Below are 17,820 nucleotides of genomic sequence, written 5' to 3'. Positions count from 1 at the left end.
ATCAGCCGCGCGGACTCATGTATGAGGATAACAGCAAACGCGGCAAAGGCGAGGCAGCCCACCAAAACGTGAATGCGCCGCCTTCCGGGGGTCAGAGCCAGTCCGGCAGGCTGTCCAGCCCGATCAGATCCTCGTAGGTGCGGCGCGGGCGCACGATGTGGAACCGGTCGCCGTCGACCAGCACTTCCGGCACGAGCAGGCGGGTGTTGTAGGTGCCGGCCTGCACCGCGCCATAGGCGCCGGCGGTGCCGACCGCGATCAGATCTCCAGCCTCAAGGCGCGGCAGGTTGCGGTCGTGGCCGAGATAATCGCCCGTCTCGCAGACCGGGCCGACGACATCGACGGTGAGCCGCGGCGCGTCGGCGGGCTGCTCCACCACCGGGCGGATGTCGTGGTAGGCGTCGTAGAGCGTCGGGCGGATCAGGTCGTTCATCGCCGCGTCGACGATGAGGAAGTTCTTCGCGTCGCCTTCCTTGAGGTAGATGACCTCGGAGACGAGGATGCCGGCATTGGCGACGATCAGCCGGCCGGGCTCGAAGATCACCTTCACGCCGAGCTTCGTCACGTGCTTGCGCACAATGTCGGCATAGGCGTCGGGCAGCGGCGGCGGGTCGTTGTCGAAGCGGTAGGGCACGCCCAGCCCGCCGCCGAGATCGACATGGGCGATGTCGTGGCCGTCGTTTCGGAGCGTGCCGACGAGCTCGGCCAGCAGCGCGAAGGCGTCGTCGAAGGGCTTCAGCTCGGTGATCTGCGAGCCGATATGCATGTCGATGCCGACCGCGCGCACGCCGGGCAGATCGCGGACGCGGGCGTAGACCTTGCGGGCGCGCTGCCACGGAATGCCGAACTTGTTCTCGGCCTTGCCGGTGGCGATCTTGCGATGCGTCTTGGCGTCGACGTCCGGATTGATGCGCACCGAGACGGGCGCCACCTTGCCGGCCGCCACGGCGCGCGCCGAGAGCAGCTCCAGCTCCGGCTCGGATTCGACGTTGAAGCAGTGGATGCCGGCGGAAAGGGCAAAGTCCATTTCGCGCGCGGTCTTGCCGACGCCGGAGAACATGATCTTCGAGGCCGGGATGCCGGCGGCCAGCGCGCGGCGCAGCTCGCCCTCGGAGACGACGTCGGCGCCGGAGCCGAGCTTTGCCAGCGTCTTCAGCACCGCCTGGTTGGAGTTGGCCTTCATGGCGTAGCAGACCAGCGCGTCGAGGCCGGAAAAAGCCTGGCTGAAGACGCGGAAGTGCCGGGTCAGCGTGGCGGTGGAATAGCAGTAGAACGGCGTGCCGACGGCTGCCGCGATCTCGGGCAGAGGCACGTCTTCGGCGTGGAGGACGCCGTCGCGATACTCGAAATGATTCACGGAAATGGTCCCGGCGAAAGGGTCAGTCGATCAGGCCGTCGAGGATGAACGGCCGCTCGGGCACGTCGGTCGACGGTTTCTGCGGCGCCGGGCGGCCCGCCTTCCGCGCCGCTTCCTTCTCCTGCTCGTACTGCACGTCGATCGGCCGGTCGAGCGGCGCGCGACGGCCGCAGGCCGACACGCCGACGACGGCGAGGATCAGCACCGTGGAGAAGATCAGGCGGGATGTGGTCATGGAGCGGGTCCGAACGAGATGTGAAATGCTCATAACCGAGATTGCAGTTAATTGCACCCTCATGTGCGCATGCCGTCGATGTTTCATGCCGGCGGCAATTCGCCTATCATCCGATTCGGCTCGGCCCGAGCCTCCTCCCTCCGACGGGGAAGCATTTTTCATGCGGGGCATATCGATCGTCGAACCTGCTGTTCGGGCGCTGCGCATGAGGAGGGATTGCGAAGACCGCCCGCATCAGGAGGCATTCGATGAAACTCACCGCATCCATTCCCCATCTCAAGCGCAAGGCGAAGCTCGCCGCCCGCTCGGCCGGACTGCCGCTCCACGCCGCGCTCGACGGCGTCGCCCGCGAGGAGGGCTTTGCGAGCTGGAGCCTGCTCGCCGCGCGGCATACCTGCTCGATATCGGCCCGCGAACTGCATGTGCGCCTGCGTCCCGGCGACCTCGTGCTGGTCGGCGCCCGGCCGGGCCAGGGCAAGACGCTGCTCAGCCTGGAGCTTGCCGTCGAGGCGGCGAAGGCGGGGCACAGGAGCGTGTTCTTCACGCTCGAATACACGATGAGGGACGTGCTCGACCGGCTGCGGGCGATCGGCGTGGAGCCGTCCGGCCTGGAAGGGCGCTTCGAGGTCGACCTGTCGGACGCAATCAGCGCGGATCACGTGATGAAGGCGCTGGCAGAGGCGCCGCGCGGCGCGCTCGCCGTGATCGACTACCTGCAGCTGCTCGACCAGAGGCGGGACAATCCCGACCTCGCGACGCAGGTGCGCCGGCTGAAGGCGTTCGCGGCCGACCGCGGCGTCATCCTCGTCTTCATCTCGCAGATCGACCGGGCCTATGATGCAGGAAAGAAGTCTGTGCCGGACTGGTCGGACGTGCGCCTGCCCAACCCGCTCGATTTGGCGCTGTTCGACAGAGCGGTGTTTCTGAATGGCGGGGAGATAAGGCTCTCCGAAGCGGCTTGACGCTTTTCGCTGACGTCATCCTCGGGCCTGCCCTTCGGGCGTTCGATTGGCTTTGCAAGGTCCACTGGACCTTGCAATTTGCCCGATGGTCAAACCGCGATCTCACCCCGAGGATCTGCCGTCGTTGGCGGGTTTCTGGGACCGTTCAGGCGCTCGACCGTGGGTAAATCCTCGGGACAAGCCCGAGGATGACGGCCTCGGGTGTAGGCGCTCACGCCTTCGCCAGCCGCTTCCTCCAGTACCTGATCTGGCGCTTCACTTCGGCGGGCGCGGTGCCGCCGAAGGACTTGCGGCTCTTGACCGAATTGTTGACCGACAGGACCGAATAGACGTCCTCGGTAATGGCCGGGTTCAGCGAGCGGAGGTCCTCGATCGACAGTTTTTCGAGGCCCTTCTTCTGCGCCTCGGCCATGGCGACGGCGCGGCCGGTGACGTGGTGGGCCTCGCGGAAGGGCAGGCCGGCCTCGCGCACCAGCCAGTCGGCGAGGTCGGTTGCGGTGGAGAAGCCGGAGCCGGCGGCGCGTTTCATCGCGTCGGTATTGATCGTCATGTCGCCGACCATGCCGGTCATCGCCGCGATCATCAGGTCGAGTGTCTCGGCAGCGTCGAAGACGGCCTCCTTGTCCTCCTGCATGTCCTTGGAATAGGCAAGCGGCAGGCCCTTCATGACGGTCAGGAGGCCGACGAGATGGCCGTTGATGCGGCCGGTCTTGGCGCGCACCAGCTCGGCGGCATCCGGGTTCTTCTTCTGCGGCATGATCGAGGAGCCGGTGGAGAACTGGTCCGACAGGCGCACGAAGGCGAATTGCGGCGTCGACCAGATGACGATCTCCTCCGCCAGCCGCGACAGATGCGTGGCGCAGATGGCGGCGACCGACAGGAACTCCAGCGCATAGTCGCGGTCGGAGACGCTGTCGATCGAGTTGCGGGTCGGCTCGCGGAAGCCGAGTGCCGACGCCGTCCTGTGGCGGTCGATCGGGAAGCCGGTGCCGGCGAGTGCGGCCGCGCCCAGCGGGCTCTCGTCCAGCCGCTCGATCGCGTCGCGGACGCGCGAGAGGTCGCGGCCGAACATCTCGACATAGGCCATGCAGTGATGGCCGAAGGTCACCGGCTGCGCGGTCTGGAGATGGGTGAAGCCGGGCATGACGGTGGCGGCATGCGCTTCGGCCTTGTCGAGGAAAGCGGCGATCAGGCCCTTCAGGGCTTCGGCGGTGCGGGTCAGCTCGTTCTTCGTCCACAGGCGGAAGTCGACCGCCACCTGGTCGTTGCGAGAGCGCGCGGTGTGCAGCCGGCCGGCCGCCGGGCCGATCAGTTCGGCAAGCCGCGATTCCACGTTCATGTGGATGTCTTCGAGCTTGGTCGAGAAGACGAAGGTGCCGGCTTCGATCTCTGACAGGATCGTGTTCAGCCCGTGAGCGATCTTTTCTTGATCGGCTTTTGCGATGATGCCCTGTTCGGCCAGCATTTCCGAATGCGCCAGCGAGCCGGCGATGTCCTGCGCGTAGAGCTTCTTGTCGAAGCCGATCGAGGCGTTGATCGCCTCCATGATCGCGGCCGGACCTGAGGCGAAACGCCCGCCCCACATCTCATTGCTGGCCTTTTTCTCGGACATGGTGTTTACGGCGCTCCGGAGACGAGAACGGATGGCGGACAGAAAAAGCGGATTTCCGGGGCTTCGCCCGGTCCTCCTCGCGGCGGTCGCGGGTCTGGCGACCGGCGCGGTGGCGGTATACGTGAGCGGGGTGCCCTCTGGCAACAATCTGCCCGAGGAACCGGCTGCGCTCGCGCGCCCTGCGGGCGCCGAGGCCGACATCGCCCAGTGCGCGCAGAAGTCCGACCGGGCCAATACGGTCGCGGCAGCCGCTAAGGGCGAGGTGGCGGCGATGCTTGCGGCAAACCCGCCTCAGTCGCTGGCGGGCCTGTCGCTCAACGATCCGTCGGGCGCGAAGACCACCTTCGGCGCGATGTCGGGCAAGGTGCTGCTGGTCAATCTCTGGGCCACCTGGTGCGCGCCCTGCCGCGCCGAGATGCCGGCGCTGGACGCGCTGCAGAAGGAGATGGGGTCGGACGGTTTCGAAGTGGTCGCCGTCAATGTCGACACCGGCGACGACACCAAGCCGAAGAAGTTCCTCGCCGAAACAGGCGTGTCGAGCCTCGGCTACTATCGGGAGAACACGCTGGCGCTCTTCAACGAACTGAAGAAGCGCGGCCTGGCGCTCGGCCTGCCGGTGACGCTGCTCGTCGACCGCGACGGCTGCCTGATCGCCAATATGAACGGTCCGGCCGAGTGGGCGAGCGAGGACGCCAAGGCGCTGGTGCGGACGGCGACCGGCTCGTAATCGCCAACCGCTAAAGTTTGAGTCGATTGCTCCGGCATGCTGCAACGCAACCTCAAACGCGGCCTGCTATCTCTAGGGCATAGCCAGCGTTGAGGGGGCTCACATGCTTGGAAACGTAAGGTCGGACGCCGTCGGCGTGCCGATGGCGCGCGCCGGTGCGCAGCCGCAATCCGCACAGTCGGCGACGGGGCCGGTTCAGCCGCAGGCCGGGCGGCGCGGCCAGGAGGCCGATGCCGATCAGCTCAGGCTCTTCCTGTCCAACATCACGCGGGCCGACGCCGCCGCCGTCATCGCGCTGACGCAGCCGCCGCGCGGCGAGGCGAGCGCGAGCTACGACGCGGTCGCGTCGGCCTATTGCGAGGTCTGATCAGGCGACGACGAAGCTGAGCGTCAGCAGCAGCTGGGCCGCGTAATAGAGCGCCCAGACCAGCGGCTGAATCCAGGCATGGCGCGGATCGCCCGCCGGCACGAGGAAGCGTCCCGCGGCCAGGATCGCGTCCGACGCCATGAACAGCACCGCGCCCAACACCACCGTCGCGCCGAGTTCGGACAGCGACGAGATGCCCATCGCCAGGATCGCGACGCAGTAGAGCGCCACCGGCGGGCGCATTGCCGCCTCAAGTGCCGGCCAGAGCCGCGACAGGATGAGCGCCACCGCCGCGACCAGGGCCACGGCGATGACGATGCGGGACGGCTCGGACAGGATCTCGGCGATGCCGCCGCCCTTGGTCCAGAACAGAGCGACATAGGCGACGTGGGCGCAGAGGAAGCTTGCGAGCCCTGCGAGGAACGGCGTCTCGCCCTCCTGCGCCAGGCAGGCGTCGCCGACGGCGCTGAGCGCAAGGGCCGAGATCAACAGCGGCGGCCCACCTTGCAGCCAGGCGAGAAGCACGAGCAGGGCGACCGAGCCGGTCTTGACGATCGTGCGCCTGAGCGAGGGAGCGCGGTGCACGATGATGCCGTAGTAGAGGGCGAGGAGCACGCTGAAGATCAGCGTGCCATTCGCCGTTCCCGCCATGCCGTCCGGGAAGGGCATCATGGCTTGGCTCCCTCGGCTGCGCCGCTTGCCCGGAACAGCATGTTCTTTGCCGCCAGCACCGCGCCCGCCGTGATCAGCACGCAGGCGCCGAGGATTGCGGGCTCGGCTTTCGCCGCGCCGCCGGCAATCAGCACCAGCGTCGACAGCAGCGGGGCCGCATAGCTCGCAGCTCCCAGCACCTGGATGTTGCCGTGCTTGACGCCGTAATCCCAGGCGTAGAAGGCGGCCCCTACCGGCATCAGGCCGAGGCCGGCGACGGCGAGCCACTGGCCGGCGCCCTGCGGCCAGACGGTTTCTTCCAGCGCCAGATGGCAGAGCGCCGACAGGATGGCGGTGGCGAGGCAGAACCAGGTGACGACGGAGGTCGGCACTTGCGGAAAGCGGCGGGAGGCCAGCGAGTAGATTGCCCAGACGAAGGCGCAGACCAGCGCCATCGCATAGCCGAAACCGTAGCGCGCCTCGAAGGCGACCGCGCCGCCCTTGGTGACGATCAGGGCCGTGCCGGCAAGGCCAAGCAGCGCACCCGCGACGTGGAACCAGCGCAGCCGTTCGCCCGGCATCAGCGCCGAGCCGACCACGATGAACAGCGGCCAGAGATAGGCGATCAGGCTCGCCTCGACCGCGGGGGCGGCGCGCAGCGCGGTGAAATAGAAGAAGTGGTAGCCGAACAGGCCGGCGATGCCGATGACCCAGACGGCGGCGGGCACGGGTTCCGTCGGCGGCGGCGACAGGCCGGCGAGGCGGGCGGCGAAACCGATCGCCGCCCCGATCGAGAAGGCGAGCGCGGAGAGGAGGAAAGGCGGCACCGCGCCGGACGCGTCGGTGAGCAGCGCCAGCAGCGCCCACATGGCGACGGCCGAAAACCCGATGAGTGTCGCGCGGCCCACTTCCGCTCCCCGCCGTCCGCGGGGGACGGTCTACTGGCTGATTGCTTCGAACCGCCGCGCGTTGACGACCAGCGTTCCGATCTCCGTGGTCGCCGATACCTTGATCGGGGCGTAAACGCCAGTGGTGCCGAGCGGGGCGAAGGAGATCAGGATCTTGCTCTTGTTCTTCAGGAACGCGATCGACTTGTGGTCGCCCTTGTAGCCGCCGATCGGCACGAAGCGGGCGCGGCAGGTGACCGTCTGGCCGGAATAGCCGCGCGTCTCGGCGGTGCCGGTGTCGACATAGGAGAGCCTCAGGTCCATCCGCATCTCGCCGTCGAACACCTTGATTGTCCTGTCGCAGACGTCGCGCAGGCCGGAGGCCTTGACCAGCGAGGCCGAGAGCGGGTCGGCGACCGAGACGAGGTCGGCCTTCTTCACGGGCACCCAGACCTTTGGGTCGGGCTTGCGGGCGGGCGTATTGAGCGCGCGGGTGACGGTGCCCTTAGAGAAGGCGATCTCGGTGCTCTTCTTCTTCTTGCCGGATGTGTAGTTGAGCAGGAAGCGGTTGCCCTGCGCGCCGTCGTCGCCGAAATTGCCCCGCACCTCGGCGGTGCCCTCGGTCTGGTCGAAGATGCGGGCAATGCCGCTTGAGGCCACGGTGCCGGAGACGGAGAAGGTGCGCGGCTCGATCGTGCTCTCGAAGCTCGAGCGCGCGATGTTCAGCCCCAGGATCGACACCGAATAGTCGACACGGAACGATTTGGGCCCCTCCGCCGCAACGGAGGTGGATGTCAGGCCGGCAAGCGCCAGCACGGCAAGCATTCGAGCGATCATGGACGGCAATTCCGGCTTCGTTCCCGCGGGCGACGCCGCACGGGACCGCTTGATCTTACTCCTTGGAATTGGACATTAATATGAAGCAGGCCACGGACGGAAGGCCCTGCCGCGCGACGGGGGCTTGATGCACCGCGACCGGGCCCGCTGCGTGGCGATGAGGAATATATACAGCAAGGACTTTGACAGGCAGCGCCGCCTCCAGACGTGGTCGCCGCAGCCGCGAAACATGGGGCGCCTTGCCCGCGCCAGGATTTCCCGCCCGACGGTTGCATTTCGCGCGGAGGCAGAATATATCCCGCCCAGTTCGGTATGCGCCCATCGTCTAGCGGTTAGGACGGCGCCCTCTCACGGCGCAAACAGGGGTTCGATTCCCCTTGGGCGTACCAACTGACAATCCATTGAAAGTGCTGATATTTTTACGGCCGGTGCTGGATGTCGCGGCTGTCGTTTTGGATGGTTTGTGTAGATTCGATCCGAGCTCTGGTGTGGACCGCCGGTCGTTCCGAGGCTTGCCGCCGAGCCGGACTGCCGATACCGAAGGCGGTGGGCGGTGATGGCCCTGCCCAATCCGAGGAACAGCGTCCTGCCGATAGTCTCCAGCCACGGAAAGTCCTATCGCGTGGCCGGCCATGCCATCGTTTCGGCTGACGGCATGATCGCCGATGCGCGGGGGTTGATGCCTGCGCCGCTGAGGAACGATGCCGACTGGGGGATCTTCCAGGCGGCGCTGGACAGGTCGAGCCTCGTCGTTCTCGGCAGCCTCGGCCACGGGCGGCATCCCAATCCGGGGCGGCGCAGGCTCGTCTTCACCGGTTCGGTGGAACGGTTCGCGCCTGATGCGGCCGATCGGCTGGCGACGTTCTACAATCCGGCCGGCATGGCGATCGGCGATCTGCTCGCGCGGCTGGACGTGCCGGAGGGTGTCGTCGCGGTCACCGGCGGCCAGCGGGTGTTCGACCATTTCCTGCCGTTCTACGACGAGTTCATGCTGGCGGAGGTCGAGCCGTTCGTGCTTCCGGGCGGCATATCCTGTTTCGGCGCCGGCCATCCGCGCGCCGTGCTCGCCGCGGCCGGCCTCGCGCCATTCGAGAGGCGGTCGATCGACCCCGACAACGGGGTGACCCTGACGCGATGGGAGAGGTCCGGCCGACGCTCTTGAAAGACGGCCGCACACTCTGCGAAGAATGAGAGGCAATACCGCCGCGGTTCGCCTTCCGACGGGGCCGGCACGATGCCGTGTCAGGACGAGGGCGGATCGCGGAGCCAGCCATGCCGAGGACCGTTTTGGCCAAGTCGCTGATCCTGCACGTCGGTCCCGCGAAATGCGGCTCGTCGTCGATCCAGAGGGAGATCGCCCGCGCGGGGAGCCCCTTCGACGGGCGCTCCGTCATGCTGCCGCTGGCACTGCTAAAGCAGCTCATCGAGGAGACGGTGCCCCCGGACGCCGCCGCCAAGCTCCTCGACATCGTGTCCGGCCTGTTCGCGCGCGGCGACCGGGTGGTCATCAGCCATGAGACGATGTTCCAGCGTCCTGTGGCGCTGCGCAACATCGTGGCGCTGCTGCGGCCGGTGGTGAAGGACGTGACGGTGGTCGGCTATTCGCGGCGGCAGTCGGGCTTCATCCAGTCCGCCTACAGCCAGTGGCTGTTCCGCTCGCCGGAGCGGACGCGCGAGGTGGGCGAGGCATTGCGCGCGGCAGGCCTTGAGCCGCTGCACTTCACCGGGCTGGAGGCGTGCTTCATCGCTGCCGTGAAGACCGACATGCGCTCGGCGCGCCAGCTCTCGAACAACCTGATCCTCGACTGGCACGCGGTCTATGGCGAGATCGCCCGCCTGCTCGCTCCTTTCGGCGTCAGGATCTCGGCCGGCTTCATCCCGCGCGAGGGTTACGGGTTCTCCCTGCTCGACGACTTCTACCGGCGATGCGGGCTTTCCTCGCCGGCGCTGCCCGAAAGGGACGAGACCCCGGTGAACGCGCAGTTCGATCCGGATCTGGTGGAGGCTGTCCATCTCGCCGTCGAGCTCGGCCTGCCGGCTCCGGGGCCGCATCAGCACGGCGCCTTCTTCGATCGGAACAGCAACTTCCGCCGTCCGGTCGAGCGGTCCGGGACGGACGATTTCCTCGATGTGCTCAAGGATTTCGTCGACACGCGCTTTGAAGCGTCCAACCGCGCCTTCTGCCTGGAATACGGGCTGGCCGAGGACTATTTCCTGCCGAGGCGGTTCGTGACGCGGGAGGAGGTCGAGGAGGCGATCGCGCAGGAAGCGCAGCGGCGGCGTGCCGACCCGGATATCGTGCTGCGCAGACAGGCGGCCGTGACCGCGCGCATCGCGAGCGCAATGTACGGCCGCTATCTCGAACGGGAGGCCGATGAGTAGCCTGCCAGGACCGCCATGACCCCACTTCGCATTCTCGCCACGGGCTTCTCCGCCTTCCCGCGCGCGCCGGTCAATCCGACCGAGGTGCTGATGGGGCTGCTCGAAAAGGCCGCTCCGGACCTCGGGCCGGCCGTCGAGCTGCGCACGCTGGTGCTGCCGGTCGAATATGCGCGCGCGCCGCAGGCGCTCGGCGAGATCGGGGCGGCGTTCGCGGCGGACGTGGCGGTGCATTTCGGCCTCGCTGACACGGCGCGGGGCTTCCGCCTCGAATCCACGGCGCGCAACCGCTCGTCGACGCTCGCCGTCGATGCAGCGGGGCTGCTGCCGGCCCAGGCGCGCGTCTGCGAGGGACCGGCCACGTTGCGCTCGACGCTGCCGCTGCCCGACATCGCGGCGGCGCTCGACGCCGAGGGCTTGCCGGTGCAGCTCTCGTCCAATGCCGGCGCCTATCTGTGCAACCACGTCTTCTACCTGTCGCGCTCGGGCACGATCTCGCGGTTCGGCCCGAAGATATCGGGCTTCGTCCACGTGCCGTTCCTCGCCGACCAGCTTCCGGCGCTCGATCCCGCCCGCGCCAAACGCGTGTTCACGCTGAGCCGCGACGAGCTGCTCAAGGGCGCCGTCGTCATCCTGCGCGTCTGCGCCGACCATGCGCGCCGTCTCGGCGGGGATGCCAGCTAAGCCTTCAGCCGGATTCATGCTTAGCGGATCGTTAAGCGTTGCCCTCGTATGGTTAATCGAGGGGCGTGCAAAGGGGACGGAATTTTGACCTTGGGCGAGGCGTCGAGCGACATGCCCGGCGAGTCCGCGAAGGCCGGCGACGAAACCATGCGCCTGCCCGGCGTTGCGGTCGACCGTCGGACGAGCGAACTGCTGGAAGACCTGCAGCGCACCGTCGACGCCATGCGCATGGGTGTCGTGGTGCTCGACGCCGATCTGCGCGCTGAGATCATCAACCGCGCCTTCTACGACATCTGGAAAGTAACGCCGCGTGACGTTTCGGTCGGCAGTCCGTTCCGGGCGCTGATGGACATCAACCGGCACAACGGCGTCTACGACGTCTCCGACGACAAGTGGGAGGACTACGTCGCCTCCCGGTCGCGCGAGATCTCCGCCGGCAGTATCGCGCCGCGGGAGTTTCGTCGGGCGGATGGCTGCACCATGGTCTACGAGGTCACGGAGCTGTCCGGCGGCAAGCGCCTGGTGACCTATTTCGACATCTCCGACCTGAAGCAGCGCGAGGCGGAGCTGGCGGAGGCGCTGGAGCGGGCCGGGCTGGCCGACGCAGTGATCGACGGCATCAACAATCCGGTGTTCGTCAAGGACAGCCAGCTTCGCTTCGTCTACGTCAACAAGGCGTTCGCGAGCATGTTCGGCGTGAAGCCGGCGCAGATGGCGGGCAGGCCCGGCGGCGATTTCGTCGCGCCGGACGATGCCGTGCGGTTCGAGCTCACGGAGCGCCGGGTGCTGGAAACCGGCGAAGCCTACGAGGTCGAGGAAGACTTCGAGGTCGACGGCGTCGGCAAGTCGCGCATCGTGCGCAAGACCCGCATCCGCACCGACAGCGGCAAAGACTATGTCGCCGGCTTCATTTTCGACATTTCCGAAATCAGGGAGCGCGAGGTCGCCCTGCGCGACTTCACGCGCCAGATCGACCTGTTCCGCCATGTGCTCGACGAGTTGCCGGTCGCGGCCTACGTCAAGGACGACGACCTCTCGATCCGCTTCGTCAACAAGGCCTGGTGCGCGCTGACCGGCATCGGCAAGGACGAGGCCGCCGGCCGCAGCGATCTCGACCTGTTCGGCGTCCAGGGCGAGGACTTCGCGCACCGCGACCTCGCGGTGCTCTCGACGGGCATCGTCAACGAGACCGAGGAGACACTGACCCACCGTGACGGATCGGTAAGGCAATTGATCGCCCGCAAGAGCCGGCTGTCGCTCGACGACGGTATCGTCCACCTCATCGGCTCCAGCACAGACGTGACCGAGCTGAAGCAGCGCGAGATCGAGCTGGAGCAGGCGCAGCGGCGGGCGGTGCTCGCCGACCGCGCCAAGTCCGAGTTCCTGGCGAATATGAGCCACGAGATCCGCACGCCGATGAACGGCGTGCTGGGCATGGCGGAACTGCTGTCCAAGTCGAGCCTCGATGCCAAGCAGCGCACCTTCACCGACATCATCCTCAAGTCGGGCAATGCGCTCTTGAAGATCATCAACGACATCCTCGACTTCTCGAAGATCGACGCCGGCCAGCTCGTGCTCGATCCCGCCCCCTTCAACCTCGCCGAGGCGATCGAGGACGTGGCGACGCTGGTCTCGACCCGCGCCAAGGAGAAGGACCTGGAGCTGATCGTGCGCGTGCAGCCGGACCTGCCGGCGCTGTTCGTCGGCGATGTCGGCCGCATCCGGCAGATCATCACCAATCTCGTCGGCAATGCCGTCAAGTTCACCGATTCGGGCCACGTCCTGGTCGACGTCAACGGCGAGGTGGACGGGTCCGTCACCCGGATTACCATTGCCGTCACCGATACGGGCATCGGGATCCCGACCGACAAGCTCAAGCTGGTCTTCGAGAAGTTCAGCCAGGTGGACGGCTCCTCGACCCGCCGCCACGAGGGCACGGGCCTCGGCCTCGCGATCACGTCGAGGCTGGTCGAGATGATGAACGGCAGCGTCGAGGTGCAGAGCGCCGAGGGCAAGGGGTCGACCTTCACGGTCAGCCTGGAGCTTCCGGTGGCGGCCGACCAGAAGCCGCGGCGCGTGGCGCCGCTCGACGTGACGGGCGCGCGGATCCTGGTGATCGACGACAATCCGGTCAACCGGGCGATCCTGATGGAGCAGATGCAGTCCTGGGCGTTCGACGCCTGCGCGGCGCGGAGCGGGGCGGAAGGCCTGCTGGTGCTCGAAACCGCCTCGCGGCTCGGGCTCAAGGTCGACTGCGCGATCCTCGACTACCAGATGCCGGGAATGACGGGAGCCGACGTGGCGAGAGCGGTGCGCGCCAATCCCGCGCTCGCGGATACGCCGCTGATCCTGCTCACCTCGGTCGACCAGTCGCTGTCGAACAAGAGCTACCGCGACCTCGACATCGATGCCCACCTGATCAAGCCGGCCCGCTCGTCGGTGCTGCTCGATGCGCTGGTGACGACGATCCAGCGCCATCGCGCGCCGCCGGTCATCGCTACGGCGCCGGTCGAAAGGCCAGCGGTATCGGGGCCGGAGCCGCAGGTTCCGAAGCCGGCTCCCGTCCGCGCGGAAGGGCGGCACCGGATCGACATTCTGGTCGCCGAGGACAACGAGGTGAACCAGCTGGTGTTCACGCAGATCCTGGGCGAGACCGGCCATACGTTCGAGATCGTCGACAACGGCCGGCGCGCGCTGGAGGCGTTCGAGGCGCTGCAGCCGCGGATGATCCTGATGGACATCTCGATGCCGATGATGAACGGGCTGGAGGCCACGGCCGCGATCCGCGAGCGCGAGGCGGCCGTCGGCGGACACGTCCCGATCGTCGGCGTCACGGCGCATGCGCTCAAGGGCGACCGCGAACGCTGCCTCGAAGCGGGAATGGACGACTACCTTTCCAAGCCGATCAGCCCGAACGCGCTGCTCGCCAAGGTCGAGCTCTGGATGGACGACAGGGCCTCGCGCACCGTCGCCGGCTGATGCAGCCTTTCGCCTCGGGCGCGACGGGCCGGGGAGGGAATTATTCCGGACATAAAACTGTCATCCAACTGTAACACAGCCCCTTTAATGCCACCCGTGTCGCCTTCGGGGCGTCGACAGAATTCATCTTTTCCGAATTCCGAACGGGAGTAGGCACATGAAGAAATTCCTCCTTACGGCTTCGGCGGCTTCGCTCGCCCTCGCCGCATCCATCGGCATCGCCGCGGCGCGCGATCAGGTCCAGGTCGCTGGTTCCTCGACCGTTCTCCCCTATGCCAAGATCGTTGCCGAGCGCTTCGGCGAGACCTTCACCAACTTCAAGACCCCCGTCGTCGAGTCCGGCGGTTCGGGCGCCGGCATCAAGGAATTCTGCAAGGGCGCCGGCGAGGACACGATCGACATCGCCAACTCGTCGCGCAAGATCAAGGACTCCGAGGTCGAGTCCTGCAAGTCGGCCGGCGTGACCGAGATCCAGGAAGTCAAGTTCGGCTATGACGGCATCGTGTTCGCCACCGACGCCAACGGCCCGGACTGGGCTCTGACGCCGGAAGACATCTACAAGGCGCTCGCCGCGCAGATCGTCGTCGACGGCAAGCTCGTCGCCAACCCGAACACCAAGTGGAACCAGGTCAACCCGGCCCTGCCGGACTGGGACATCGCCGCCTACATCCCGGGCGAGAAGCACGGTACCCGTGAAGTGTTCGAAGAGAAGCTGCTGATCGCCGGCTGCCACAAGCTGGGGGGCGTCGACGCTGCCAAAGCCGGCGGCATGGACGAGAAGGCCGCGGAAGCCGCCTGCAAGGCGGTTCGCAAGGACGGCAAGGCTGTCGACATCGACGGCGACTACACCGAGACGCTGGCCCGCATCGACTCCAACAAGACCGGCGTGGGCGTGTTCGGCCTGTCCTTCTACGAGAACAACGCCGACAAGCTGAAGGTCGCCACCGTCGGCGGCGTGACGCCTTCGGTCGAGACGATCTCTGCCGGCGAATACCCGGTCTCGCGTCCGCTCTACTTCTACGTCAAGAAGGCGCATCTCGGCGTCGTTCCCGGCCTGAAGGAATATGTAGAGTTCTTCCTCGACGAGCAGATGGTCGGTTCGGACGGCCCGCTGGCCGAATACGGTCTCGTTCCGGCTCCGGAAGCAGAGCGCCAGGAACAGCGCGACGCCTTCTCCGGCGGCAAGACCATGTAATTGCCTTGGGGGAGGCCGGTCATTTGCCGGCTTCCCCCAGGCTTCCTCTTCGGGTTGACGCCTTGCAGTCTTCACGCAAGGCTTGACACTGCTGATCCTGGCCAGCTCATGCGGCCGATCGCAAAATCTTCCGTCCGGCCAACGCAGGCGCCAGGGGATAGAGGTTCATGTCAGGATTTCTCGTCATCGCGCTGATCGTGCTGATCGGTCTGGTTGCTCAGTTCGTGGGCCGGGCGAGGGCTGGCGCGCTGGATACCGGCGGTCGCAAGGTGCATTCGCGGCCGCTCTATCACGGTTCCTGGGCGATGCTCCTGGCGACGTTGCCGGCGCTCGCCTTCTTCATCCTCTGGTCCATCGGCCAGGCGGCGTGGCTGGACAGCTCGATCGCCAGCCAGGTGCAGGCGCAGTCCGGAAGCACCGCGCACACCTCCCTGACGCTGGTGAAGAGCCTCGCCAGCGGCATCAGCAAGCTCGACAGCCAGACCGAGATACCGGCGACCATGGCGCAACTGTCGCCGCTGCTCGCCGCGAAGGGCGTCACGCTCGCGACCGACACCCAGGACTACATGATCCCGATCGCCAAGGCGGCCATCGCCTCGCAGGCGCGGCTGGCCTGGGCCGGCGGCATCATCGCCGCCGTGCTCTCCATCGCCGGCGCCCTGTTCGGCCTGTCGCAGATCGCCGTCCGCGCCAAGGCGCGCGACAAGGTCGAGAAGGTGGTGTTCGGCACGCTGTTCTCGGCGTCGACCATCGCCATCATCACGACGATCGGCATCGTGCTGTCGATGCTCTTCCAGACCATCACCTTCTTCAGCGAGGTCTCGCCGCTCAACTTCTTCTTCGGCACCGTATGGGATCCGCGCTTCGCAGCCGCCGGGTCGGGCGGGTCCGAAGGCCAGTTCGGCCTGATCCCGCTGCTCGCCGGCACGCTCTACATCGCGCTGGTGGCGCTGCTCGTCGCAGTCCCGGTCGGACTGATGTCGGCGGTTTACATGTCCGAGTATGCGCCGCGCCCGGTGCGCTCGGTGGTCAAGCCGGCGCTGGAGCTGCTCGCCGGCATCCCGACCATCGTCTACGGCATCTTCGCGCTGGTGACGCTCGGCCCCTGGCTGCGCGACCTGAGCGCGGCGCTTGCGGGCGGCTCGCCCTTCATCCAGGCGCAGTCGATCTTCACCGCCGGCCTGGTGATGGGCGTGATGCTGATCCCGGTCGTCTCCTCGCTCTCGGACGACATCATCACCGCCGTACCGCAGGCGATGCGCGACGGCTCGCTCGGCCTCGGCGCGACGCAGTCCGAGACCATCCGCAAGGTCATCCTTCCCGCGGCCCTGCCCGGCATCGTCGGCGCCGTGCTGCTGACGGCCTCGCGCGCCATCGGCGAGACGATGATCGTGGTGCTGGCGGCCGGCGTGGCGGCCAACCTGACCCTCAATCCCTTCGAGGCGATGACGACGATCACCGTCAAGATCGTCAACCAGCTGACAGGCGACCTCGAGTTCAACTCGCCGCAGACACTGGTGGCCTTCGCGCTCGGCATCACGCTGTTCTTCGTGACGCTCGGGATGAACGTCTTCGCCCTCTACATCGTGCGCAAGTATCGGGAGCAGTACGAATGACCGCCATCAGCGCCGACGGCACTCTCCCCGTCACCGCGCGGCCGCCCCGCCGCGACATCGGCATCAAGCGGCGCTACGCCGCCGAGGCCCGGTTCAAGGCATACGGCATCGCGGCCATCACCTTCGGCCTGCTGTTCCTGGTGATCATGCTGGTCTCGATCTTCGGCAAGGGCTACACGGCCTTCTGGCAGACCAACGTCACGCTGCCGATCACGTTCGACGCCGCGATCATCGATCCGGACAACAAGCGCGACAGCGATCCGTCGGTGCTGATCCGGGCGAACTACGACAAGCTCGCCCAGAACGCGATGATCCAGAAGCTCGGCATCGACCCGCAGGACAAGGCGGCCGTGGCCAAGCTGCGCGGCTTCCTGTCCGACAGCGTGCGCATCGCCCTGCGCGACATCGTAGCGGCAGATCCGTCTGTGGTCGGCAAGACCGTCGACGTGTCGATGCTGGCCTCCGCGAACATCGATTCCGCCTTCAAGGGGCAGGTCGACCTGTCCGTGCCGGAGGCGCGCCGGAAGGTGAAGGACCAGCAGGTGACCTGGATGAACCAGCTCGCCTCCGACGGCACGCTGGCCGAGAAGTTCAACACCGGCCTGTTCTCCTATGGCGCGTCCAGCCGGCCGGAAACGTCGGGTATCGGCGTCGCCATGGTCGGCTCGCTCTACATGATGCTGATCGTGCTGGTGCTGGCGCTCGCCGTCGGCGTCGCCGCGTCGATCTATCTCGAGGAGTTCGCGCCGAAGAACCGGCTGACCGACCTGATCGAGGTGAACATCAACAATCTGGCCGCCGTCCCGTCGATCGTGTTCGGTCTGCTCGGCCTCGCGGTGTTCATCAACTTCCTCGGCATGCCGCGCTCGGCCTCACTCGTCGGCGGCATCACGCTGTCGCTGATGACGCTGCCGACGATCATCATCGCCACCCGCGCGGCGCTCGCCGCCGTGCCGCCCTCGATCCGCGCGGCGGCCCTTGGCCTCGGCGCATCCAAGATGCAGATGGTGTTCCACCACGTCCTGCCGCTGGCGATGCCCGGCATCCTGACCGGCACGATCATCGGTCTCGCCCGCGCGCTCGGCGAGACGGCGCCGCTGCTCCTGATCGGCATGGTCGCCTTCGTCGCCGACTATCCGACCACGCCGCTCGATCCCGCGACCGCGCTCCCCGTGCAGATCTACATGTGGGCGAACGAGGCCGAACGCGCCTTCGTGGAGCGCATGTCGGGCGCGATCATCATCCTGCTCGTTTTCCTGATGGCCATGAACATCACCGCCATCATCCTCCGCCGCCGCTTCGAGCGGCGCTGGTAGGCGTCCTGGAGGCAGA

Annotated in this window: 16 protein-coding genes and 1 tRNA gene; 11 read left to right on the top strand and 6 right to left on the bottom strand. The window is 67.0% G+C overall.

Annotated features, from left to right (window positions below; genetic code table 11):
- Positions 1 to 91 precede the first annotated feature (91 nt).
- Entirely contained in the window at positions 92 to 1,357 is a 1,266-nt protein-coding gene (lysA, locus tag B9Z03_RS28130) for a diaminopimelate decarboxylase (RefSeq protein WP_085467272.1), read from the bottom strand.
- A gap of 22 nt (positions 1,358 to 1,379) precedes the next feature.
- Positions 1,380 to 1,592, bottom strand: coding sequence for a lipoprotein (locus B9Z03_RS28125; RefSeq protein ID WP_085467271.1), 213 nt, complete (start codon positions 1,590 to 1,592; stop codon positions 1,380 to 1,382).
- 248 nt (positions 1,593 to 1,840) lie between these two features.
- On the opposite strand from B9Z03_RS28125, the gene B9Z03_RS28120 reads away from it, so the two are divergent.
- Entirely contained in the window at positions 1,841 to 2,554 is a 714-nt protein-coding gene (locus B9Z03_RS28120; RefSeq protein ID WP_085467270.1) for a DNA helicase, read from the top strand.
- A gap of 211 nt (positions 2,555 to 2,765) precedes the next feature.
- Here the strand turns inward: B9Z03_RS28120 and argH are convergent, their stop codons facing one another.
- The gene (gene argH, locus B9Z03_RS28115) at positions 2,766 to 4,166 is read right to left on the bottom strand and encodes an argininosuccinate lyase (protein ID WP_085467269.1); all 1,401 of its coding nucleotides are present in this window, start codon (positions 4,164 to 4,166) and stop codon (positions 2,766 to 2,768) included.
- A 31-nt stretch (positions 4,167 to 4,197) separates the two neighbouring features.
- Here argH and tlpA point away from each other — a divergent pair, with 31 nt between their 5' ends.
- Together tlpA and B9Z03_RS28105 are read left to right on the top strand one after the other, a co-directional pair.
- The gene (gene tlpA / locus B9Z03_RS28110) at positions 4,198 to 4,893 is read left to right on the top strand and encodes a thiol:disulfide interchange protein TlpA (protein ID WP_085467268.1); all 696 of its coding nucleotides are present in this window, start codon (positions 4,198 to 4,200) and stop codon (positions 4,891 to 4,893) included.
- Positions 4,894 to 4,996: 103 nt separating this feature from the next.
- Positions 4,997 to 5,260 (top strand): hypothetical protein, encoded by a 264-nt coding sequence (locus tag B9Z03_RS28105; protein WP_085467267.1) that lies wholly within the window; start codon positions 4,997 to 4,999, stop codon positions 5,258 to 5,260.
- On the opposite strand, the gene B9Z03_RS28100 is transcribed toward B9Z03_RS28105, so the two are convergent.
- The 3 genes from B9Z03_RS28100 to B9Z03_RS28090 are packed head-to-tail and all read right to left on the bottom strand — an operon-like array spanning position 5,261 to position 7,635.
- Positions 5,261 to 5,932, bottom strand: a complete 672-nt coding sequence (locus B9Z03_RS28100; protein WP_085467266.1) for a lysoplasmalogenase — start codon at positions 5,930 to 5,932, stop codon at positions 5,261 to 5,263.
- A complete protein-coding gene (gene yddG / locus B9Z03_RS28095) occupies positions 5,929 to 6,819 on the bottom strand; it encodes an aromatic amino acid exporter YddG (RefSeq protein ID WP_085467265.1) in 891 nt (296 codons plus the stop codon). Before yddG ends, B9Z03_RS28100 begins: the two co-directional genes overlap by 4 nt.
- A 30-nt stretch (positions 6,820 to 6,849) precedes the next feature.
- Positions 6,850 to 7,635, bottom strand: a complete 786-nt coding sequence (locus tag B9Z03_RS28090) for a DUF3108 domain-containing protein (protein ID WP_244561870.1) — start codon at positions 7,633 to 7,635, stop codon at positions 6,850 to 6,852.
- A gap of 314 nt (positions 7,636 to 7,949) precedes the next feature.
- Here B9Z03_RS28090 and B9Z03_RS28085 point away from each other — a divergent pair.
- The 8 genes from B9Z03_RS28085 (at position 7,950) to pstA (ending at position 17,804) form a co-directional block, all read left to right on the top strand.
- Positions 7,950 to 8,024: transfer RNA gene (locus B9Z03_RS28085), tRNA-Glu, on the top strand.
- Positions 8,025 to 8,191: 167 nt separating this feature from the next.
- Positions 8,192 to 8,797 (top strand): hypothetical protein, encoded by a 606-nt coding sequence (locus B9Z03_RS28080; protein WP_085467263.1) that lies wholly within the window; start codon positions 8,192 to 8,194, stop codon positions 8,795 to 8,797.
- Positions 8,798 to 8,907: 110 nt separating this feature from the next.
- A complete protein-coding gene (locus B9Z03_RS28075) occupies positions 8,908 to 10,017 on the top strand; it encodes a hypothetical protein (RefSeq protein WP_139832419.1) in 1,110 nt (369 codons plus the stop codon).
- Between the two features lie 15 nt (positions 10,018 to 10,032).
- Positions 10,033 to 10,698 carry a pyroglutamyl-peptidase I gene (locus tag B9Z03_RS28070; RefSeq protein ID WP_085467261.1) on the top strand — a complete coding sequence of 222 codons (666 nt, stop codon included), beginning with the start codon at positions 10,033 to 10,035 and terminating at the stop codon, positions 10,696 to 10,698.
- Between the two features lie 111 nt (positions 10,699 to 10,809).
- The gene (locus tag B9Z03_RS28065) at positions 10,810 to 13,677 is read left to right on the top strand and encodes a response regulator (protein WP_244561869.1); all 2,868 of its coding nucleotides are present in this window, start codon (positions 10,810 to 10,812) and stop codon (positions 13,675 to 13,677) included.
- Between the two features lie 157 nt (positions 13,678 to 13,834).
- A complete protein-coding gene (locus B9Z03_RS28060) occupies positions 13,835 to 14,872 on the top strand; it encodes a PstS family phosphate ABC transporter substrate-binding protein (protein WP_085467259.1) in 1,038 nt (345 codons plus the stop codon).
- 167 nt (positions 14,873 to 15,039) lie between these two features.
- On the top strand, positions 15,040 to 16,488 hold the full coding sequence (gene pstC, locus B9Z03_RS28055) for a phosphate ABC transporter permease subunit PstC (protein ID WP_085467258.1): 1,449 nt from the start codon (positions 15,040 to 15,042) through the stop codon (positions 16,486 to 16,488).
- Positions 16,485 to 17,804, top strand: coding sequence for a phosphate ABC transporter permease PstA (pstA, locus tag B9Z03_RS28050; RefSeq protein WP_085467257.1), 1,320 nt, complete (start codon positions 16,485 to 16,487; stop codon positions 17,802 to 17,804). The genes pstC and pstA overlap by 4 nt, the downstream gene beginning before the upstream one ends.
- The last annotated feature ends 16 nt before the right edge of the window (positions 17,805 to 17,820 follow it).

The sequence above is a fragment of the Mesorhizobium australicum genome (genome assembly GCF_900177325.1).
GTDB lineage: Bacteria > Pseudomonadota > Alphaproteobacteria > Rhizobiales > Rhizobiaceae > Mesorhizobium_A > Mesorhizobium_A australicum_A.
The sequence above is the reverse complement of the archived record's forward strand: the minus strand, read 5'-3'. Positions and strand labels throughout refer to the sequence as shown.

What these genes read in the sequence shown, in the direction of transcription:
- B9Z03_RS28125 (WP_085467271.1), bottom strand. Translation starts at nt 1,592, where the DNA reads ATGACCACATCCCGCCTGATCTTCTCCACGGTGCTGATCCTCGCCGTC.
- B9Z03_RS28120 (WP_085467270.1), top strand. Translation starts at nt 1,841, where the DNA reads ATGAAACTCACCGCATCCATTCCCCATCTCAAGCGCAAGGCGAAGCTC.
- argH (WP_085467269.1), bottom strand. Translation starts at nt 4,166, where the DNA reads ATGTCCGAGAAAAAGGCCAGCAATGAGATGTGGGGCGGGCGTTTCGCC.
- tlpA (WP_085467268.1), top strand. Translation starts at nt 4,198, where the DNA reads ATGGCGGACAGAAAAAGCGGATTTCCGGGGCTTCGCCCGGTCCTCCTC.
- B9Z03_RS28105 (WP_085467267.1), top strand. Translation starts at nt 4,997, where the DNA reads ATGCTTGGAAACGTAAGGTCGGACGCCGTCGGCGTGCCGATGGCGCGC.
- B9Z03_RS28100 (WP_085467266.1), bottom strand. Translation starts at nt 5,932, where the DNA reads ATGATGCCCTTCCCGGACGGCATGGCGGGAACGGCGAATGGCACGCTG.
- B9Z03_RS28090 (WP_244561870.1), bottom strand. Translation starts at nt 7,635, where the DNA reads ATGATCGCTCGAATGCTTGCCGTGCTGGCGCTTGCCGGCCTGACATCC.
- B9Z03_RS28080 (WP_085467263.1), top strand. Translation starts at nt 8,192, where the DNA reads ATGGCCCTGCCCAATCCGAGGAACAGCGTCCTGCCGATAGTCTCCAGC.
- B9Z03_RS28075 (WP_139832419.1), top strand. Translation starts at nt 8,908, where the DNA reads ATGCCGAGGACCGTTTTGGCCAAGTCGCTGATCCTGCACGTCGGTCCC.
- B9Z03_RS28070 (WP_085467261.1), top strand. Translation starts at nt 10,033, where the DNA reads ATGACCCCACTTCGCATTCTCGCCACGGGCTTCTCCGCCTTCCCGCGC.
- B9Z03_RS28065 (WP_244561869.1), top strand. Translation starts at nt 10,810, where the DNA reads ATGCCCGGCGAGTCCGCGAAGGCCGGCGACGAAACCATGCGCCTGCCC.
- B9Z03_RS28060 (WP_085467259.1), top strand. Translation starts at nt 13,835, where the DNA reads ATGAAGAAATTCCTCCTTACGGCTTCGGCGGCTTCGCTCGCCCTCGCC.
- pstC (WP_085467258.1), top strand. Translation starts at nt 15,040, where the DNA reads ATGTCAGGATTTCTCGTCATCGCGCTGATCGTGCTGATCGGTCTGGTT.
- pstA (WP_085467257.1), top strand. Translation starts at nt 16,485, where the DNA reads ATGACCGCCATCAGCGCCGACGGCACTCTCCCCGTCACCGCGCGGCCG.